This window comes from Bosea sp. F3-2 (assembly GCF_008253865.1).
Taxonomy (GTDB): Bacteria; Pseudomonadota; Alphaproteobacteria; order Rhizobiales; family Beijerinckiaceae; genus Allobosea.
The window spans coordinates 3,388,066-3,405,011 of the sequence record NZ_CP042331.1 but is presented as its reverse complement, the minus strand read 5'-3'; the positions used below and the strand labels follow the sequence as shown (position 1 = coordinate 3,405,011).

General features: G+C 67.3%; 17 protein-coding genes. 6 read left to right on the top strand and 11 right to left on the bottom strand.

Annotated elements, in window-relative coordinates; genetic code table 11:
• The first annotated feature begins 81 nt into the window (after positions 1 to 81).
• The 3 genes from FQV39_RS15760 to FQV39_RS15750 all read left to right on the top strand — a co-directional run bounded on the left by FQV39_RS15760 (position 82) and on the right by FQV39_RS15750 (position 2,869).
• Positions 82 to 918, top strand: a complete 837-nt coding sequence (locus tag FQV39_RS15760) for an ABC transporter permease (protein ID WP_149131146.1) — start codon at positions 82 to 84, stop codon at positions 916 to 918.
• On the top strand, positions 915 to 1,745 hold the full coding sequence (locus FQV39_RS15755) for an ABC transporter permease (protein ID WP_149131145.1): 831 nt from the start codon (positions 915 to 917) through the stop codon (positions 1,743 to 1,745). The genes FQV39_RS15760 and FQV39_RS15755 overlap by 4 nt, the downstream gene beginning before the upstream one ends.
• 71 nt (positions 1,746 to 1,816) lie before the next feature.
• Positions 1,817 to 2,869: an aldo/keto reductase gene (locus FQV39_RS15750; RefSeq protein ID WP_149131144.1), complete on the top strand. Its 1,053-nt coding sequence runs from the start codon at positions 1,817 to 1,819 to the stop codon at positions 2,867 to 2,869.
• Between the two features lie 3 nt (positions 2,870 to 2,872).
• Here FQV39_RS15750 and FQV39_RS15745 read toward each other — a convergent pair whose 3' ends face one another.
• The 9 genes from FQV39_RS15745 to FQV39_RS33185 all read right to left on the bottom strand — a co-directional run bounded on the left by FQV39_RS15745 (position 2,873) and on the right by FQV39_RS33185 (position 12,114).
• Entirely contained in the window at positions 2,873 to 4,147 is a 1,275-nt protein-coding gene (locus FQV39_RS15745; RefSeq protein ID WP_149131143.1) for a M20/M25/M40 family metallo-hydrolase, read from the bottom strand.
• Positions 4,148 to 4,192: 45 nt separating this feature from the next.
• Entirely contained in the window at positions 4,193 to 5,125 is a 933-nt protein-coding gene (locus tag FQV39_RS15740) for an acetamidase/formamidase family protein (RefSeq protein WP_149131142.1), read from the bottom strand.
• A 196-nt stretch (positions 5,126 to 5,321) separates the two neighbouring features.
• Positions 5,322 to 6,623 carry an FtsX-like permease family protein gene (locus tag FQV39_RS15735; protein WP_149131141.1) on the bottom strand — a complete coding sequence of 434 codons (1,302 nt, stop codon included), beginning with the start codon at positions 6,621 to 6,623 and terminating at the stop codon, positions 5,322 to 5,324.
• Entirely contained in the window at positions 6,620 to 7,321 is a 702-nt protein-coding gene (locus FQV39_RS15730; RefSeq protein ID WP_149131140.1) for an ABC transporter ATP-binding protein, read from the bottom strand. Before FQV39_RS15730 ends, FQV39_RS15735 begins: the two co-directional genes overlap by 4 nt.
• Positions 7,299 to 7,766: a hypothetical protein gene (locus FQV39_RS15725; RefSeq protein WP_149131139.1), complete on the bottom strand. Its 468-nt coding sequence runs from the start codon at positions 7,764 to 7,766 to the stop codon at positions 7,299 to 7,301. Before FQV39_RS15725 ends, FQV39_RS15730 begins: the two co-directional genes overlap by 23 nt.
• A gap of 28 nt (positions 7,767 to 7,794) precedes the next feature.
• Positions 7,795 to 9,540 carry an alkaline phosphatase gene (locus tag FQV39_RS15720; protein ID WP_149131138.1) on the bottom strand — a complete coding sequence of 582 codons (1,746 nt, stop codon included), beginning with the start codon at positions 9,538 to 9,540 and terminating at the stop codon, positions 7,795 to 7,797.
• Between the two features lie 218 nt (positions 9,541 to 9,758).
• Positions 9,759 to 10,850 (bottom strand): Ldh family oxidoreductase, encoded by a 1,092-nt coding sequence (locus FQV39_RS15715; protein WP_149131137.1) that lies wholly within the window; start codon positions 10,848 to 10,850, stop codon positions 9,759 to 9,761.
• A gap of 91 nt (positions 10,851 to 10,941) precedes the next feature.
• Entirely contained in the window at positions 10,942 to 11,952 is a 1,011-nt protein-coding gene (locus FQV39_RS15710) for an amino acid ABC transporter substrate-binding protein (protein ID WP_149131136.1), read from the bottom strand.
• Between the two features lie 12 nt (positions 11,953 to 11,964).
• Positions 11,965 to 12,114: a hypothetical protein gene (locus FQV39_RS33185; RefSeq protein WP_187639946.1), complete on the bottom strand. Its 150-nt coding sequence runs from the start codon at positions 12,112 to 12,114 to the stop codon at positions 11,965 to 11,967.
• Positions 12,115 to 12,134: 20 nt separating this feature from the next.
• Here FQV39_RS33185 and FQV39_RS15705 point away from each other — a divergent pair, with 20 nt between their 5' ends.
• Genes FQV39_RS15705 through FQV39_RS15695 form a run of 3 tightly spaced genes read left to right on the top strand, consistent with a single transcriptional unit; the run spans position 12,135 to position 14,813 of the window.
• Positions 12,135 to 12,935 carry an HpcH/HpaI aldolase family protein gene (locus FQV39_RS15705; RefSeq protein WP_149131135.1) on the top strand — a complete coding sequence of 267 codons (801 nt, stop codon included), beginning with the start codon at positions 12,135 to 12,137 and terminating at the stop codon, positions 12,933 to 12,935.
• Positions 12,936 to 12,948: 13 nt separating this feature from the next.
• Entirely contained in the window at positions 12,949 to 13,869 is a 921-nt protein-coding gene (locus tag FQV39_RS15700) for a cupin domain-containing protein (protein WP_149131134.1), read from the top strand.
• Between the two features lie 11 nt (positions 13,870 to 13,880).
• Positions 13,881 to 14,813, top strand: coding sequence for a DUF6282 family protein (locus FQV39_RS15695; RefSeq protein ID WP_149131133.1), 933 nt, complete (start codon positions 13,881 to 13,883; stop codon positions 14,811 to 14,813).
• A 203-nt stretch (positions 14,814 to 15,016) separates the two neighbouring features.
• Here FQV39_RS15695 and FQV39_RS15690 read toward each other — a convergent pair whose 3' ends face one another.
• Positions 15,017 to 16,003 carry a Bug family tripartite tricarboxylate transporter substrate binding protein gene (locus FQV39_RS15690; RefSeq protein WP_149131132.1) on the bottom strand — a complete coding sequence of 329 codons (987 nt, stop codon included), beginning with the start codon at positions 16,001 to 16,003 and terminating at the stop codon, positions 15,017 to 15,019.
• A gap of 84 nt (positions 16,004 to 16,087) precedes the next feature.
• The gene (locus tag FQV39_RS15685; RefSeq protein WP_187639945.1) at positions 16,088 to 16,891 is read right to left on the bottom strand and encodes a DNA-binding transcriptional regulator; all 804 of its coding nucleotides are present in this window, start codon (positions 16,889 to 16,891) and stop codon (positions 16,088 to 16,090) included.
• Positions 16,892 to 16,946 lie beyond the last annotated feature (55 nt).

Here is a 16,946-nt window from a genome sequence, read left to right as displayed (position 1 = left end):
TCTGGTTGCCGAGATGGTCGGGTCAAGCCCGACCATGACGGCCTTTCCCGCCCGCCGCGATTGGTTAGCCGGAACCGACGAATGTCCCTTTCCCAACGCCAGCTCGCTTTGCTGCTGATCGCGCCAGGCCTCGCCCTCGTGGCGGCGCTGTTCCTCTATCCGCTCTGCTTCTCGCTGATCTCGGCCTTCACCGGGCCGCAGGGTGGCTTCTCGCTGCAGGCCTTCGCCAAGGCCTATGAGCTCTATTCCGGCGACATCCTCTTCACCGTCATCATCGTGCTCGCCTCCTGCCTGCTGACGGGGCTCGTCGCCACCATCATCGCCGGCACGCTGACGCTGGGCGAGAACCGCTTCATCGTCGGCACACTGAAGGCGCTTTATCGCTGGCCGCTCTTCATCCCGTTCATCGTCGCGGCGCAGTGCATGCGCACCTTCCTCGCCAAGAACGGGCTGATGAACAATTCCTTCGTCGCCATGGGGCTGATGGAGCCGTTGCAGGCGATGAGCTTCCTCGATTGGCGCGGCATCATCGCCACCTTCGTCTGGAAGCAGACTCCTTTCGTCGCGCTGCTGCTGGCCGGCGCGCTCGCAGCGCTCGACCGCGCCACGCTGGAGGCCGGCCGCAATCTCGGCGCCTCGCGCCTGCGCGTGCTGGTCGAACTCGCGCTGCCGCAGGTGATGCCGCAGCTCCTCGTCGCGCTCGTCCTCTCCTTCGTGACGATGCTGTCGGTGCTGTCGGTGCCGATGATGGTCGCGGGCTCGCAGCCGACCATGCTGACGGTCGACATGGCCTTCCGCATCAACGCCTATGGCGACTATTCGACGGCGAACGCGCTCGGCGTCATCACCTATCTGATCTCGGCGGGCGCGGCGATCATCTATCTCAAGCGCGGCATGGCGCAGGAAGGCACACGATGACCGGGCACGCCATGACCCGCGTCGCCTCCGGCCTGCGCATGCTGCTTGCGGCCTTCGCGCTCGCGGCCTTCGCCTTCTTCCTGATCGGGCCGCTGGTCAATCTGGCGCTGTGGTCGGTCGCCGAGCGCTGGTACACGCCCTACAAGCTGCCGGTCGTCTACGGCACGCGCTACTGGGAGCAGGTCTTCCGCCCGACCGGCGATGCCATGGCCTCGCTCGCCACCTCGGTCTGGATCGCGGTGCTGACGGTCATCGTCGCGCTCGTGCTCTCGATCCCCGCCGGCTACGCTTTGGCGCGGCTGAAGCTGCCGGCGCGCGCGCTCTTCATGATCGTGTTCCTGCTGCCGCAAGCCTTTCCCTCGGTCGCGATCTACATCAATGTCGCGCGCATCTTCTATCAGCTCGGCATCAACGGCACGGTCTTCGCCGTCGTGCTCGTCCACGCTGCGCATGGCCTGGTCTATTCGGTCTGGATCGCGGCGGCGGCCTTCGGCGCCGTCGACAGGGACCTGGAGCTGGCTGCGCGCAATATCGGGGCCTCGCCGCTCAAGACCTTCTTCTCGGTGACGTTGCCGCTCGCCGCGCCCGGCATCATCGCCAGCGGCATCTTCGTGTTCCTGGAGTCGCTCGACGAATTCACCGGCACCTTCTTCGTCGGCGTGCCGCAGGTCACCACGCTGCCGCTGCTGCTCTACAACGCGGCGATGGGCGGCAACTATCAGGTCGCCTCGATCACGGCGCTGATCCTGCTCGTGCCCTCGGTGCTGTTCATGCTGTTCATCGAGCGCTTCCTGCGCGCCGATGTGCTCGCCAAGGTCGGGGCCTGAGGCAGCGGCAGGCTTGCGCGCCTGAGGGCGATCCGCAAATCTGCCACTCCCTCCTGGCTTGCGGATCAGCGATGACGAACGGCGTTGAACTCTCTCCATCCGGGCCGGCCTCGGATTCCGTTCCTCGCGGCCGGCCGATCGCCGGGCTCCAGCCGAGCCTGATCGGCTTCGGCGGGGCGCCGCTCGGCGATCTCTACACGCATCTCGACGAGGTCACGGCGCAGGACACGGTCCGCGCCGCGCTCGCGGCCGGCATCAACCTCGTCGATACCTCGCCGCTCTACGGCCACGGCCTCTCCGAGCACCGCATCGGCGCAGCGCTGCGCAGCGTGCCGCGCGGGAGCGTCATCGTCTCGACCAAGGTCGGTCGCTGGATGGATGCCGGCCAGCCGAAGGGAGATGGCTCGGGCTATGTCGGCGGCCTGCCGCATCCGGCGGTGATCGACTACTCCTATGACGGCGCGATGCGCTCCTTCGAGCAGTCGCTGCTCAGGCTTGGCACCGACCATATCGACATCCTGCTGATCCACGACGTCGACGTCTGGACCCATGGCGACAGGATGGAGCAGCGCTTCACCGAGGCGATGGACGGCGCCTATCGCGCGCTCGACCGGCTGCGTTCATCCGGGGCGGTCAAGGCGATCGGTGTGGGCGTCAACGAGGCCGAGATGTGCGCGCGCTTCGCGCGGGCCGGCGATTTCGATGTGATGATGCTGGCCGGCCGCTACTCGCTGCTGGAACAGGGCGCGCTGACGGAGTTCCTGCCGCTCGCGTTCGAAAAGAAGATCGCTGTGATGCTGGCGGGCGTCTTCAACTCCGGCATTCTCGCCACCGGCGCAAAGCCCGGTGCCTATTACAACTACAAGCCGGCGCCGCCGGAAATCCTGGCCCGCGTCGCCCGCATCGAGGCGGTCTGCGCCGCCCATGGCGTCGTGCTGCCGCAGGCGGCGCTCGCCTTCTGCGCCGCCCACCCGGCGGTCGCGACGATCGTGCTCGGCGCCGTGACCCCGCAGGAGGTCGCGCGCAATCTCGATCTCGTCGCGCGGGCGGTGCCGGCTGCGCTCTGGCGTGATCTCAAGGCCGAGGGCTTGCTCGTTGCCGAGGCGCCGGTCCCCGAGGGCTGAGCCTTACTTGGCCGGTGTGCCGGCCGAGCCGAGATAGTCGACCGCGCAGGCGACATGCAGCTTCATCACCGCGATCGCCTCGTCGATGGTGACGTGCTCCTCGTCCGTGCCCATGCTGATTGGGGAGGGGCCGCAGATCAGCGCCGGAACGCCGCGCCAGCGCCAGTAGCGCGTGTCGGTACCCCCCAGGCTCGACACCGGCGGGGCGTCATGGCCAAGCAGCTCGCGGATGTTGCCGCGCAGGATGTTCGCCATCTCGCTGAAGGGATCGGTCAGGCTCGCCGGGTAGCTGTGGTCCTCGTTGACGACCATCTCGCAGTCGCTCTCGCGGGCGAGCGCTTCGAGATCGGCCCGGATCGCGTCGCGGTCGGAGCCGATCGGGATGCGCATGTCGAGATGGGCGATGCAATGCGTCGGGATCTGCGTCGCCTTCTGCCCGCCCTGCAGGATGCCGACATTGACGGTGATGCGCCGGGCGACGTCGCCCGCGCCCTTGCCGAGGTTGAGATCGGCCGCCGCGATCGTCTCCGGCGAGGTCAGCACCGCGTCGATCTCGGGCGGCAGCGTCGCGAGCTTGAGGTGGTAGCGGTCATAGATCGTGGTCACGAGCCGGCTTACGTCCGCGATCGGGTTGCGCGCCCGGTGGGCATAGCCGCCATGGCCGCCGATGCTCCTGGCCGAGAGCGAAAAGCGCAGCGTGCCCTTCTCGGTGAAGCGCAGATTGGCGAGGCCGCTCGGCTCGCCGTTCAGGCAGCAATCGGCGGCCATCTCGTCGGCAAATTCGTCGAACAGATATTTGGTGCCGTAGCGCCCGCCCGATTGCTCGTCCGAGACCACGGTCAGCGTCAGCGCGCCGCTGAGCTTCTCGCGATGGGGATAGAGCTGGCAATAGGCGAGGATCGAAGCGAGCGTCCCGGTCTTCATGTCGGAGGCGCCGCGGCCCATGATCTTGCCGTCGACGATCTCGGCTTCCCAGAGCTTCTCCTTGGTGACCGGGAAGATGTCCATATGGCCGTTGAGGATAAGGTGGCGGCCGGGATTGCCGCTCTCCCAGCGGCCGATGATGTTCGGCATCTCCGGCACGAAGGCCTCGGTGCGATGCGGCACGCCGGCTTGGTCGAGCAGTTCGCGGACGAAGGCGGCAGCTTCGCGGGTATCGCCCGGCGGGTTGACGCTCCTGATGCGCAGGAAGCGGCGCAGCAGTTCGACGATCTCGTCGCGGCGCGCATCGATCGCCTGAAGCAGCTCGGCCTTCAGGGCAGCAGTATCCTTGGACATGGTCAGTCTTCTTGATGGTGGCGTTTTGAAGGAATGCGTGAGGCGTCAGGCGCGGGCGAGGAGCGACATCGGGCGGGTAAGCGCGGTCTTCTCCAGCCGGGCAGCGACGCAATAGGCCGGGTTGAAGACGTTGGCGATGTCGTAGCGGACCGCCTGTCCGAGCAGGTGGCTCGCCTCGACCGGATCGACACCGAGATCCTCGCCGACCCAGCGCAGCATCTCGGTCGTGGCGAACTGCAGCGGCTGGTCGAGCGGGCGTCCGCTGGCGATCACCAGCAGGTCGGTCGCGGTCTCGCAGCGCGGCCAGCGCAGGCCAAGCTTCTTGACGAGCTTCACCGAGAACTCGACCTCGAAGCTGGTCTCGACGCCGGTGCCGGCGATCTCGCCATCGCCCTGGCAGGCATGGCCGTCGCCGAGGAAGAACAGGGCGCCGGATTCGAAGACCGGGAAGGCGATGGTCGCGCCGGGGCCGAACAGCCGGTAGTCCATGTTGCCGCCATAGGCGCCGCTCGTCGCGGTCGAGATCGCCTGGCCGCGTTCCGGCGCCACGCCGAAGCAGCCCAGCATCGGCGCGAGCGGGAAGCTCCAGTCCTTGATGCGGGCCGAAGGCTCGAGCAGCTTTACCGTGCCGGCTGCGGCGTCGATCGCCCATTCATAGCGCTCGCGCTTCGGCAGCTCGGCCAGGATCGCCGGGTCGAGCACGCCGGGCGCCAGCGGCGAATAGGTCCAGCCGGTCTTCCGGTTCGGCGTCATCCGCTCGATGGTGACGAGCAGCGCATCGCCCGGCTCGGCGCCGGTGACGAAAAACGGGCCGGTCATCGGGTTGCCGCGCGGAGCATGCTGCTCGCCGTCGGCGCCGAAGCCGGCGGCATCGAGCGTGGCGGTGACGACGCTGTCGCCGCTGGCGATCTCCAGAACCGGCGGCAAGGTGCCGATCACGTTCGAATAGCGGGTCGGGACGAAGTGATGGCGCGCCATGAAAGCCTTCCGGAGCAGGTTCGCGTCGAAATCGTGGCCGGGGCGTCGACCACCCGGCGCACGGACCGTAGGGGCTCGCCTGTTCCGTGAGAAGCGCTCGCCGGCGAAGGGGCGCCCTGCGTCAGGCTCGCCCCCGCCGAAATGGGTCGTGGTCGATGCTGGGGACGGATTGGGCGACGCCTGTCTGGCGAAGCTCTCAGTCTCTCAAGCCCTGGATGATCGGGCTTCGATAGGAAATCGCTGCGGGCAGCAGCGCCAGCAGGCTTCCCACGAGGCAGAGCAGGCCCGCCTGCGCCAATTCACCAACGCCGATCGCAGGCGAGAGCGAAAGCCCCGTGCGAGCCGCCACGATGCCGGATACCGCATGGGTCGCGATCACGCCCAGCAGCAGCCCGGCGAGGCAGCCCGCGGCGATCAGGACGATCGTGCCGATCCAGGTGACCAGCAGCACATAGGAACGCGGGGCGCCGAGCGCCCTGAGCGTTGCATAGCGCCGGCGGCGCAACCCGTTCACGGCGATCAGGAGAAGCACGACGCTGGCGAGGATCAGCACCGCGTTGGAAGCCGAGGCGACGACGAGGATGTCGCGCATGTCGCCGAGCGCCCCGTAGAGCGAGACGAGCACCTCGGCCGGGAAGAAGGCCATGGTTCCGCCCTGCCGGTATTGCGCGCGCAGTGCATAGGCGCCGGCGACGCTTTTCGGCTTCACCACGATCGCCGGAACGCCGGGCACGCGCTTGGCGTCGAAGGGTGGGCCGATCCGCGTTTCCTCGGGGCGGCGACCGTCGTTGGTGTTCGAGCCCGCGTGCCAGAACGGGGAATCGCTCCGGGCTTCCTCAGTGGCATGGCCGTTGCCGAGACCGTGGATCTCCCAGACGCTCTCGATCGGCACGAGGATGGCGCGATCCCAGGGAGAGCCGAGCCGCGGCAGCCGGCCGACCGCCGTGTAGCCATGGCCCTCATGCTTGTGGCCGCGTTCCTCCTCGTCGACCTGGCCGGGTTTGGGCGTATGGCCCGCGACGCCGTGGGAGGGCTCGATCGTATCACCCAGCCGGTAGACCACATCGGCGCCGAGCACGGCTTCGCCCTCGGCCGCGAAGAGCCGGCCTTCGCTCGGCTTGATCCGGCCCCAGCGCCCCGCGAAATCGGCCGTCGTGCCGATGACGGGATAGCCGCGGCTGACGTCGCCGAAGGCGACCGGCGCGAAACTCCCGACGCGCTCGTCCTGCGCGAGCGCCTTGAGAACCCGCCCCTCGACCAGCGGCAGCGCTTCGAGCTGCAGATAGACGGTCGACATCAGCAACTGCGTCTGGCTGCCGGGGGCGCCGACGACGAGGTCGAAATCATCGGCAGCCCGGGCCGAACCCTGGCGCAGCGCCCGCTCCTGTGCGCCGATGGCGATCCCGGTGGCGACCGCGAGCGCGACGAGCAGCATGATGGCCGGTGCGGTCCAGCGCAGCGCCCGCAGATCAGCCAGCACCATCGGCCAGGGGTTCATGCCGCGTGTCCCGCCCTGAGATCGAGCCGCTGCGCCAGCCGGGCGAGCAGGCGTTGATCATGCGAAGCGCAGATCAGGGTGGCGCCGCTCTCTTCCGCAGCCTCGACGAGCAGGTCCGAGACGCCGTCAGCATGATCGGCGTCGAGGCTGGCGGTGGGTTCGTCGGCCAGGATCAGGCGCGGGGCGTTGAACAGCGCGCGGGCGATCGCGACGCGCTGTTGCTCACCGCGCGAGAGAACCGCGGCCCTGCGGTGAGGGTCCTTCAGCCCGACGCGGGATGCCAGCGCGAGAGCGCGTTCGCGGCCAGAGGTGCTCAGGCGCCAGGAGGAGAAGCTCGCCGGCAAGGCGATGTTGCCGGCGACATCGAGTTCCGGCACCAGATGGAAATCCTGGAAGACGAAGCCCAGCGTCTGCCTGCGCCAGCGGTCGCGCTGCGCTTCCGGCAAGCCGGAGACCTCGGTCTCGCCCCAGCGCACCGAGCCGCTGCCCGGACGCAGGAGGCCGGCGATCAGATGAAGCAGTGTGGACTTGCCGCAGCCGGACGGGCCGCTGATGCCGAGCGTGGCGCCAGGCTCGATCGTCAGTGCGGGAAGGTCGAGAACGCGGAAGGGCTGGCCATCGCCGTCACGATGGTCGAGGGCGATATCCGCGAGAACGAGCCGCTGCGCGCTTGCCTCAGGCGAGGGAGAAGCCGGCATCGGCAATCCTGATCTGGCTGACGAAGCCGGTCTCGGCATCGGTCGCGGAGCCGATCTCCAGCCGTCCGGTCACCACGACCTTGCGGCCGGCGCTGACCATCGCCGTCTCGTTCTTCATGAACACGACGACGATGTCGACCGGCCAGTCGGCGTCGGACTGGCAGAACGGGCAGATGGCGAGAGGCTCGCGCGTCAGCACGAAGAAGTGGCTTTCCGGCTTCAGCGGCGGTGCCATGTAGCCGACCATGCGCACGGCTTTGCCGCGCAGCGCGGTCACCCTGTCGGAAAATTCGAAGCCGAGCACGCCGAAGGATTTGTAGAGACCGTCGAAGGCGATGGTCTCGGTATCGGCGGCCATGGCGGCGCGGTCGAAAAGGCCCACCGCCGCGAGGCCGAGCACGGCTTCGCGGCGGGTGATGGTCGCAATGGGGCTTCGCCGGCGCATCGATGCCTCCGTTGCCCCGATCATCGGCTCACTTGCCGCCGAGCGCCAGCGCTTCCGCCATCACGCGGAAGACATAGGTGTTCGGCTTGTGGCCGCGGAATTTCTCCGCGCCGGGGCCCATCGCCGTCAGGATGACGTCGTCGGCGGAGTGCACGCCGCTATTGGCGTCGAAGGGCAGGTTGCCGGTCTTGCGCGTGGCGAGCGGGCCGGTGCAGTCCTTCTCGTTGGCGATATTGGTCTTGCCATCCGGGCCCTTCACGGCCGGGACGCGCTCGCCATCCATGGCGGGGCGGCCGGTATCGCAGGTGTCGGGATAGGAGCCGTAGACGACGGCCAGGCGACGCGAGGTGTCGACCTTGGTGGGGTAGCCGTCGGCATCGCGGGGGCCGTAATTCGGCGGTACGGAGTCGGCGTAGGTGCCGAGCTTGTCGCGCAGCAGCTGGCCCGGGCGGTCGTCATCATAGGTGCCGATGATCGAGACGGCGTGAGCGTGGTCCGGCACGACGATGATCAGTGTGTCGTTGCGCTCGCCGGCGAAGTCCTTGGCGACCTTCACCGCATTGTCGAGCATGATCGTGTCGAACACGGAGCGCTCCCAGTCGAGGGAGTGGCTGTACTTGTCGATGCGGGCCGACTCCACCATCAGGAAGAAGCCGTCCTCGGCGCCCTTGAGCATCTCGATCGCCGCCTTGGTCTGCTCGACCACGTCGGGCTGGTCCGGGAATTTCGCGATCGAGCCCTTCTTGGCAAGGCGCAGGTCGAAGGCGCCGTCGATATTGGAGGTGTTGTAGAGGCCGAGCAGTTTCTTGGCGCCGCCCGTGACGGCGGCGTTCATCTCGGTCTTCGTAGTCGCCAGCGTGTAGCCGGCCTCCTTGAACTTGGCGATGAAGTCGAGATCGTCTGTGCGCTTCGTGCCCGGAGTCGACTTGGGCAGGAAGTTCGGCGAGCCGCCGCCCATGATCACGTCCGGCTTCACGTCGAAGAACATCTTGACGATGTCGTTGTAGTCGGAGCGCCGGCGCGTATGGGCGATCATCGAGGCCGGCGTCGCGTCCTCGATCTCCGAATTGGTGACGACGCCGATCGCCATGCCGGTGCGGTGGCGCTTGATGATCTCGGAAATCGTCTCGACCTTGGGGTGGTCAAGCGTCAGCGCGTTCTTGGCGCAGTAGATGCCGAGCGCATTGACGCAGGACTTGTGGCCGGTGGTGTAAGCGCTTGCCGAGTTCGCGCTGTCGGTGACGATCGAGTCGGTGCCGGAGGTCGAGATCAGCGCCATGTTCGGCATGTCGTCCATGGCGAGCTCGCCATCGTATTTGCCTTCCTTCCAGCCCTTGGAGAGGATGCGGGCGGCGGTACGGTTGGCGACCGACATGCCGTCGCCGATGAAGAGGATGACGTTCTTGGCGCGGCGCGGCTGGGCGGTTGCGAAGACATCCCAGTTCACAGTAGCCTTGTTGTCGCCCTGCGTGGCTTCGACCACATAGCGGCCGGCGGGCAGCGAAGCGCCGCGCAGCCACAGGGCGGAATGCTTCTGGCCTTCCTCGCTCTGGATGAAGTTGGTCGGACGGCCGAGCACCTCGGCGGCAGGCTTGCCGTTGATGGTGACGTTCACATCGGCAGAGGTCGGTGCGTTCGGGAATTCGACTTTGAAGTCGAACCGCGAGCCTTCGAGGATTTCGGCACGGTCGATCGGATAGATGGTCTGCGCAGCGGCGGACCCTCCCGCTACGCCCGCGGCAAGGATCGCCGCCAGCCAGTGATATGCGCGCATTGTGGTTCTCCGCCAGAAAAGGCTCGTGCCGGTCGACCTCGCCTAAGACCGGAACGTGACAGTTTGATCAAACTCGTGACAGACTCAGCGCGATTTCGGGACCCGTCGATCCAATCGGTCCTGGGGGTGACGGCAATACGGTGGATGTGTCTGCCCCAACGGTGCCTTCTTTGAATAATCGGGCGGCAGCCTTTGCGGCGGAGACCGCAGGATTGCGATCAACGCCTGTCGTAATCTGATCGGCCCTTGCCTTCGTCCGTGAGCGCGACGGGGATCGTGACGCCGAGGCGGCGAGCGCGGCTTTTGAGTGCTTCGAGAGTTTCCTGTCCTAGACGGCAGAAGCCATCGAAGCGGCTCCGCGCCTGGGCTGCGCGATCGCCGGGAAGGCGCACGGGCCTTCCTCCGGAAGCGGTCCGTGAACCTCGGATTTTATCGGCAAATCCGGAGGCGGCCGCCTCGAATTCCGCGATTGGCCGCATGCCCTCGATCTGGATCGCCATGAACAGGTTTGCGCTCGCATAGGGGCGGGCGGTATCGCCGTAGAGCGGCTGCACGGCCTCGCCGATGCCGCCAGCCGACAGGCCCCCGGCCAGAAGATCGATCATCACGGCAAGCCCGAACCCCTTGGCCCCCGCAGCGGGCAGGAGCGTCCCCTTCAGTGCTTCGAGCGCGTCGCATGTCGGCTTGCCCTCGGCCGTCTGCGCCCAGCCGTCCGGAATCGGCTCTCCCTTGCTCGCGGCCAGCCTGATCTTGCCCATGGCGCCAGCGCTCATGGCGAAGTCGAGCGTGATGGGCTCGCCGCCCGTCGGGACCGCGATCGACAGCGGATTGTTGCCGACGACGGCTTCGACACCGCCGGGAGCCGGCAGCATGGGCCGTGTATTGGCCATGACGATGCCGATCTGCCCGGTCGACGCGATCTTCCGCGCGAAGCGTCCGGCGGCGCCGAAATGAAAGGCGTTGCGGACGGCCACCACGGCAAGGCCATGCGCGGCGGCGCGTGTCGTTGCGATCTCGCAGGCCCGCTCGGCCGTGACCTGCCCCAGCCCGTTCCCGGCATCGATCGTCAGGCGAGAACCCAGATCCGTGACGATCTCGCCCCTGGCACCCGGATCGACGGAGCCTCCCGCGATGCGGTCGAGATACATCGGCAGATGCAGCAGGCCGTGCGAGGCCATTTCCTCGATATCCGCGTCGAGGAGAGCCTCGGCCACCAGAGCCGCGTTATCGGGCGGCGCTCCGGCCGCTTCGAGCAGCGCGACGGCGAGACCTTTCAGGACTTCCTCCGGATAGGCATCCGAAACCGACATCGGCTCCCCTCGATGCAGCACGCCCGGCGCGATGACCGGACGTGCAAATCAGCTTTCAAACCCCGGCGAAGCCGGATCGGGGCGATGCCGCTCAGCGCACTGGAGGAGCGTATTGCAGGCCGCCGGCGGTCCAGAGCTTGTTCAGGCCACGCCCGATGCCGAGCTTCGAGCCGGTGCCGACATTGCGCTCATAGACCTCGCCGTAATTGCCGACCTGCTTGACGATCTGCAGGGCCCAGTCCGGCTTCAGCCCCATCGACTCGCCGAAATTGCCGTTGCCTCCGAGCAGCCGCTGCGCCTCGGGCGAGCCGGTACGCTTCTGCTCATCGGCATTGGCGGCGGTGATGCCGAGCTCTTCGGCCGCGACCATGGCGTAGAGCGACCAACGGACGATGCTGGTCCAGGCTTCATCGCCCTGCCGCACGACCGGGCCGAGCGGCTCCTTCGAGATCAGCTCCGGCAGGATGACGTATTCGGCCGGGTTGACCAGCTTGAGCCGATAGGCGGAGAGCGCGGAGATGTCGTTGCTGAACACGTCGCAGCGGCCGGATTCGAAGGCCTTGGCAACCTGATCGCCGGCCTCGAAGGCGACGCCCTCGTATTTCATGCCCTGCGCCCGGAAATAATCGGCGATGTTGAGCTCCGTCGTGGTTCCGGTCGGCACGCAGACGGACGCACCATTCAGCTCCTTGGCCGAAGCGATGTTCTGCGACTTGCGGACCATGAAGCCCTGCCCGTCGTAATAGGCGACACCGACATAGCGCAGGCCCATCTGCGTATCGCGCCCGAGGGTCCAGGTCGCCTGCCGGGACAGCATGTCGATCTCGCCGGTCTGCAGCGCGACGAAGCGGTCCTTCGGGCTGAGCGGCGTGTAACGCACTTTCCCGGCATCGCCGAGGACGGCCGCCGCGACCGCGCGGCAGATATCGACGTCGAAGCCGCCCCAGCGCCCCTTCTCGTCGGGGACGGAGAAGCCCGCCACGCCCGGGCTGACGCCGCAGACCAGCTCGCCGCGATTCCTGACGTTTTCGAGCGAACCGGCCGCGGCAGGCAAGGCGGAGGCGGCCAGGAGGCCGGCAATCAGCAGGAGGCGCTTCTTCATCGGGATGGCCTTTCAGACGGTGGAACCCGCCGTTTCATTGAACCCGGCCGATCCTGCCGCCTTTCTGACCAAAGGGTAGGCATGCATCAATGCATTTCGCGTCGTGAAACGCGGCAATTTCCGGCCGCGCTCGACCGTGCTGGTGCCCATCATCACGGTCATCGAAACCGGCACGTTGCACCATGCAGGCTCCCGCACCCAACAGCTTCCGCCAGCGCCTTCTCAGCGGCGCCTTCCTGGCCGGCAGCTTCATCAAGACACCGACCGCTCACGCCACCGAAATCCTTGGCAACAGCGGCTTCGACTTCGTCGTCATCGACCAGGAACACGCGCCCTTCGACCGCAACGCGACCGATATCGCCTTGCTGGCTGCGCGGGCAGCCGGCATCGCCGGCATCATCCGTGTGCCTACACTCGCGGCCGACGCCATCCTGTCGGCGCTCGATTGCGGCGCCGTCGGCATCCTCGCTCCCCATATCGCGACCGTGGCCGATGCCGAGGCGCTGGTCGCCGCCTGCCGCTACCGCGGCGGCCGGCGCGGCTTCTCCGGCGTCACCCGCGCCGGCCGCTATGGCGGGATGAAGATGTGGGACCTCGTCGATGCGGCCGACGCCGCCGTCGCCACCATCGCCATGATCGAGGACCCGTCGGCGATCGAGCGGATCAACGCGATCCTCGCGGTCGAAGGGCTTGATGCCGTCTTCATCGGCCGTGGCGATCTCACCGTCGCCTTCGGCGCGCCCAATCGCGACGCCCCGATCGTCCGCGACGCGGTGGATGCGATCTTCCGAGCCGCGAAGGCGGCCGGCAAACCGATCTGCGTGATGACCGACAATGGCGAGGAATCCGCCGCCTTCGCCGAGCGTGGCGCCAGCGCCTTCATCCTCTCGTCCGATCAGGGGTTCCTGCGCAAGGCCGCGACGGATGCCCTCTCACAGATGCAGGCAGCCAGGGGCCGGGTCGAAGCGGCCGGCGCGCGATAGGAGAAACGGGACAGTGTCGGGTTATCTTTCCAGCGATCCTCGCTCGCAGTTGTCGCCGCAGCCCGCGGCGAAGGCGGCCCCGGTCAAAGCCTATGCAGGCGCTGATTATGCCCGCTTCTATGCGCAGGGGCCGCAGCAGACCGGCAAGGGCTCCAAGACCTGGCTGGCGCGCGGTCAGAACTTCATCGTCGCCTATTCGGATGTCGAAGCTGGAGCCGCGCTGGAGCGGGCATCGCAGCAGGATGAATACTGCCTGATCCTGCCCGAGAAGGCGCTGGGGGCGACGGTTTCCGCCGGAAGCGAAACCGTCGAAGTGCCGGGCGGCTCGATCGTCTTCGTGCCGCCGGGCGCCTCGCGCGTCACCGTGGCCGGCACCGGCCGCCTCATCCGCATCTTCTCCAGCACAGCGCCCGATCTCGCTGCGGCCTGCTCAAATGCAGCCTCCTATGCTGAGCCCCACGCCAATGTCGCGCTGCTGGCGCCCTGGCCGGAGCCGCGCGGCGGCTGGAAGATCCGCGCCTACAGCCTCGACGCCGGCGGCGGCGAAGGACGCTTCGGCCGCATCTTCCGCTGCACGACGCTGATGGTGAACATCCTCGACCCGCGCATGGGGCTGCGCGACATCACCGCGCTCTCGCCGCATCATCACGACGATTTCGAGCAGGGCTCGCTCGTCATCGACGGCGGCTACATCCACGACATCCGCTGGCCCTGGACGCCGGACATGCGGATCTGGCGCGAGGACGAGCATGAGCTGATGGCCGCGCCCTCGCTCACCGTGATCCCGCCGCCGTCGATCCACACCTCGCGCTCGGTCCTGCCCGGGCTCAACCAGATGATCGACATCTTCTCCCCGCCTCGCCTGGATTTCTCGCAGAAGCCCGGCTGGGTCATCAATGCCGCGGATTATCCGATGCCCGGCGAAACCGCGTGAGGGCCACGGACATGACTTCCCAGACTGTGAATGCGGATGCGCGCAGCCGCCAGATCGCCGATCTCCTCGTCGGCGCGGTCGATCTTCACTGCCATAGCGGGCCGGCCGCCATGCCTCGCATCCTCGACCATCACGAGGCGATGCTGGACGCCGCCGAAGCCGGGTTTCGCGCCGTCGTCTACAAGGACCATTTCTACCTCGGCACGGCCCATGCGATCCTGCTCGAGAAGCTCGTGCCGGATACCGGCGTCAGGCTGTTCTCCGGCATCGCGCTCAACAATGCGTCGGGCGGCTTCAACCCGCATGCCGTCGACCATGCCATCAAGATCGGCGGCAAGATCGTCTGGATGCCGACGCTCTCGGCCAAGAATCATATCGACGTGCTCGCCTCGGGTGCGGTGAAGACCTTCCCCAAGACCGCGCAGAAGATGCTCGATCCCGTTCCGCTGACGGCCTTCGGCCCCAACGGCGAGCTCCTCGACGAGGTCAAGCAGATCCTCGACCTGATCGCAGCCGGCGACATCATCCTCGCCGGCGGCCACCTCTCGACGCCCGAGCTCTTCGCCGTGTTCGAGGAGGCCAAGGCTCGCGGCGTCAAGAAGCTGCTCGTCAACCACCCGACCTACATGGTCAACAACTGCAGCGATGCGGATATCCGCGACCTCGTCTCGCTCGGCGCGGTGATGGAGCATTCGATCTGCATGTTCGTCGAGGGCAAGTCGAAGAAGTTCGAGCCGCCGGAGCTGCGCCGCGTGATCGAGGTCGCCGGTGTCGAGAAGACAGTGTTGTGCTCCGACCTCGGTCTCGTCGGCTCGCCGCGACCGGTCGACGGCTATCGCGAGATCGTCAGCCATCTGCTCGACCTGCAGTTCACGGAAGCCGAAATTAAGCGGATGACCGGCGGCCATGCGGCCGAACTGCTCGCGCTCGACGCTGTGGCATAAGGCACGCTCGCTCTAGCTCCGAACCACGCCGTCATCCCGGGCTTGACCCGGGAGCCATGCCGGAACGCTTCCGATCACGGTTCAGGCATGGATCCCGGATCTCCGCTTCGCTGCGGCCGGGATGACCCATTCCCAAGAAACAAAATCGGCCCGGGTTTCCCCGGGCCGATTTTGTTTCTTGGAACGGGCTTACGACAAGCCGCTCAGTCGAGCGAGATCGCGGCGGCCTTGATCACGTCAGCCCATCTCGCGATTTCCTGCGTCTGGGCGGCCCGGAGCGCTGCCGCATCGCCGCTGCGTGCGCGCACGCCGATCACAGCGAGCTTCTCACGCCCCTCCGCGCTTTCGACATAAGTCCGGGTGATCGCGGCAAGCCGCGTCGCGACCGGCTCGGGCAGCCCCTTCGGGCCGACGAGCCCAAACCAGCCCGTCGCATTGACCTCCGGCAGCCCGGCCTCCGACAGCGTCGGCACCTCCGGCAGTTGCGGCGCCCGCTGGTCGCTGGTGACCGCGAGCCCGCGGATCGCGCCGCTTTTGACGTGCGGGATATAGGCCGGGATGAAGTCGATGGCGACGTTGACGGTCCCGGCCAGCAGGTCGGTCGCGAGCGGTGCCGAGCCGCGATAGGGCACATGCGTCATCTGGAAGCCGGCTTTGCGCTGGATCAGTTCGCCGGTGATGTGCCCCATCAGCCCGAAGCCGGGGCTGCCGAAGGTCAGCTTGCCCGGATTGGCCTTGCCGTAGGCGACAAGCTCCGCAAAGGATGAGACCGGCAGCGAGGGATGCACCGCGACGATGCCCTGGACATCACCCAGCAGTGCGATCGGTGTGAAATCGGTGAGCGGATCGAAGGACAGCGTCTTGTAGAGCAGCTTGTTGGTCGCGAGCGGCCCCGAGGAGGAGAACAGCAGCGTATAGCCGTCCGGCGCTGCCCGCACGACGCTGGTGGCGGCGATGTTGCCGCCGGCACCGGTCTTGTTCTCGACGACGAAGCCCTGGCCCAATTCGCCGCGCAGCCGGTCCGCCAGAAGCCGGGCGACCACGTCGGTCGAGGCGCCGGCCGGGAAGGGAACGACGATATTGGTCGGGCGGCTCGGCCAGGTATCGGCGAATGCCCGATGCTGGCCTGCTATGAGCCCCGCCCCGGCGAGCGAGGCCATGAAACTGCGGCGTGAGAGCTGATGCCCCATCTGAGATTTCCTCCGGAATACGTCACTTCGGACGTGTTGGCCGGAGACTAGGGCGAGCTGCCAGCCGCCTGCGGAAAAGGGGGGCTATTTCTCTCCTTGAAACGCGACGCCCATCGATTGCGACAGCGCCTCGAGCTGCGCCTCGATGCTGGCCGCTGCTTTCTTCAGCGGATGGATGATCCGCGCCTTGTCGTCAGGGTTCGCTACCGCCGACCGGAAGAAGGTGACGCCGAAGGTCGCGAGTACCCGCTCGCCGAGCCTGAGCGGCACCGCGACCGTCGCCGAGTTGCGCGGCTCGGCGGCAGCGTCCCGCTCGGTATAGCCACGCCAGCGGGCCTGCGCGATCAGTCGCTCGATATCCTCGTCCGTGAGGCTGCTGTTCTCGGGATCGGAGGAGGCGCGCATCGCCGCGAGCAGCACCGCGCGCTCCTCATCGGGGCAGAAGGCGAGATAGGCCCGCCCGAGTGCCCGGCCGCCGAGGCTCAGGCGATAGCCGAGCGTCGCATGGAAGGGCGAGATCGGGCTGTCCGGGATCGTGCTGAAGCGCACGATGACGGCATCGTAGTCGAGCAGGCAGACGGCGCAGGGCCATTTGATCTGGCGGGTCAGCGCCGTCGCCCAGGGCCGCGCCGCCTCGATCACCATCGGGGCGCCGTGGAAGCCCGAGCTCAGATGCGCCACCTGCGAGGTGACGAGATAGCCGCGCATGCGCTCGTCGCGAGTCACATAGCCGGCTTCGATCAGGGTTTCGAGCAGGCGCACGATGGTCGGCTTCGGCAGGCCGGTGCGGCGATGCAATTCGCCGACAGTGGCCGCGCTGCAGCGATTGACCTCGGTCAGCAGCCTGAGGGCCTTGAGGACGGATTGAACGGGCGCGAACGAGAACACTCTGCAAGGTCCGGCGTGGCGAAGACAAACGCCGACTCTAAAGCAGAATGTGCCG

Excerpts from the sequence above, each read along its gene's own strand:
- FQV39_RS15760 (WP_149131146.1), top strand. The coding sequence starts at position 82 with ATGTCCCTTTCCCAACGCCAGCTCGCTTTGCTGCTGATCGCGCCAGGC.
- FQV39_RS15755 (WP_149131145.1), top strand. The coding sequence starts at position 915 with ATGACCGGGCACGCCATGACCCGCGTCGCCTCCGGCCTGCGCATGCTG.
- FQV39_RS15750 (WP_149131144.1), top strand. The coding sequence starts at position 1,817 with ATGACGAACGGCGTTGAACTCTCTCCATCCGGGCCGGCCTCGGATTCC.
- FQV39_RS15745 (WP_149131143.1), bottom strand. The coding sequence starts at position 4,147 with ATGTCCAAGGATACTGCTGCCCTGAAGGCCGAGCTGCTTCAGGCGATC.
- FQV39_RS15740 (WP_149131142.1), bottom strand. The coding sequence starts at position 5,125 with ATGGCGCGCCATCACTTCGTCCCGACCCGCTATTCGAACGTGATCGGC.
- FQV39_RS15735 (WP_149131141.1), bottom strand. The coding sequence starts at position 6,623 with ATGAACCCCTGGCCGATGGTGCTGGCTGATCTGCGGGCGCTGCGCTGG.
- FQV39_RS15730 (WP_149131140.1), bottom strand. The coding sequence starts at position 7,321 with ATGCCGGCTTCTCCCTCGCCTGAGGCAAGCGCGCAGCGGCTCGTTCTC.
- FQV39_RS15725 (WP_149131139.1), bottom strand. The coding sequence starts at position 7,766 with ATGCGCCGGCGAAGCCCCATTGCGACCATCACCCGCCGCGAAGCCGTG.
- FQV39_RS15720 (WP_149131138.1), bottom strand. The coding sequence starts at position 9,540 with ATGCGCGCATATCACTGGCTGGCGGCGATCCTTGCCGCGGGCGTAGCG.
- FQV39_RS15715 (WP_149131137.1), bottom strand. The coding sequence starts at position 10,850 with ATGTCGGTTTCGGATGCCTATCCGGAGGAAGTCCTGAAAGGTCTCGCC.
- FQV39_RS15710 (WP_149131136.1), bottom strand. The coding sequence starts at position 11,952 with ATGAAGAAGCGCCTCCTGCTGATTGCCGGCCTCCTGGCCGCCTCCGCC.
- FQV39_RS33185 (WP_187639946.1), bottom strand. The coding sequence starts at position 12,114 with ATGACCGTGATGATGGGCACCAGCACGGTCGAGCGCGGCCGGAAATTG.
- FQV39_RS15705 (WP_149131135.1), top strand. The coding sequence starts at position 12,135 with ATGCAGGCTCCCGCACCCAACAGCTTCCGCCAGCGCCTTCTCAGCGGC.
- FQV39_RS15695 (WP_149131133.1), top strand. The coding sequence starts at position 13,881 with ATGACTTCCCAGACTGTGAATGCGGATGCGCGCAGCCGCCAGATCGCC.
- FQV39_RS15690 (WP_149131132.1), bottom strand. The coding sequence starts at position 16,003 with ATGGGGCATCAGCTCTCACGCCGCAGTTTCATGGCCTCGCTCGCCGGG.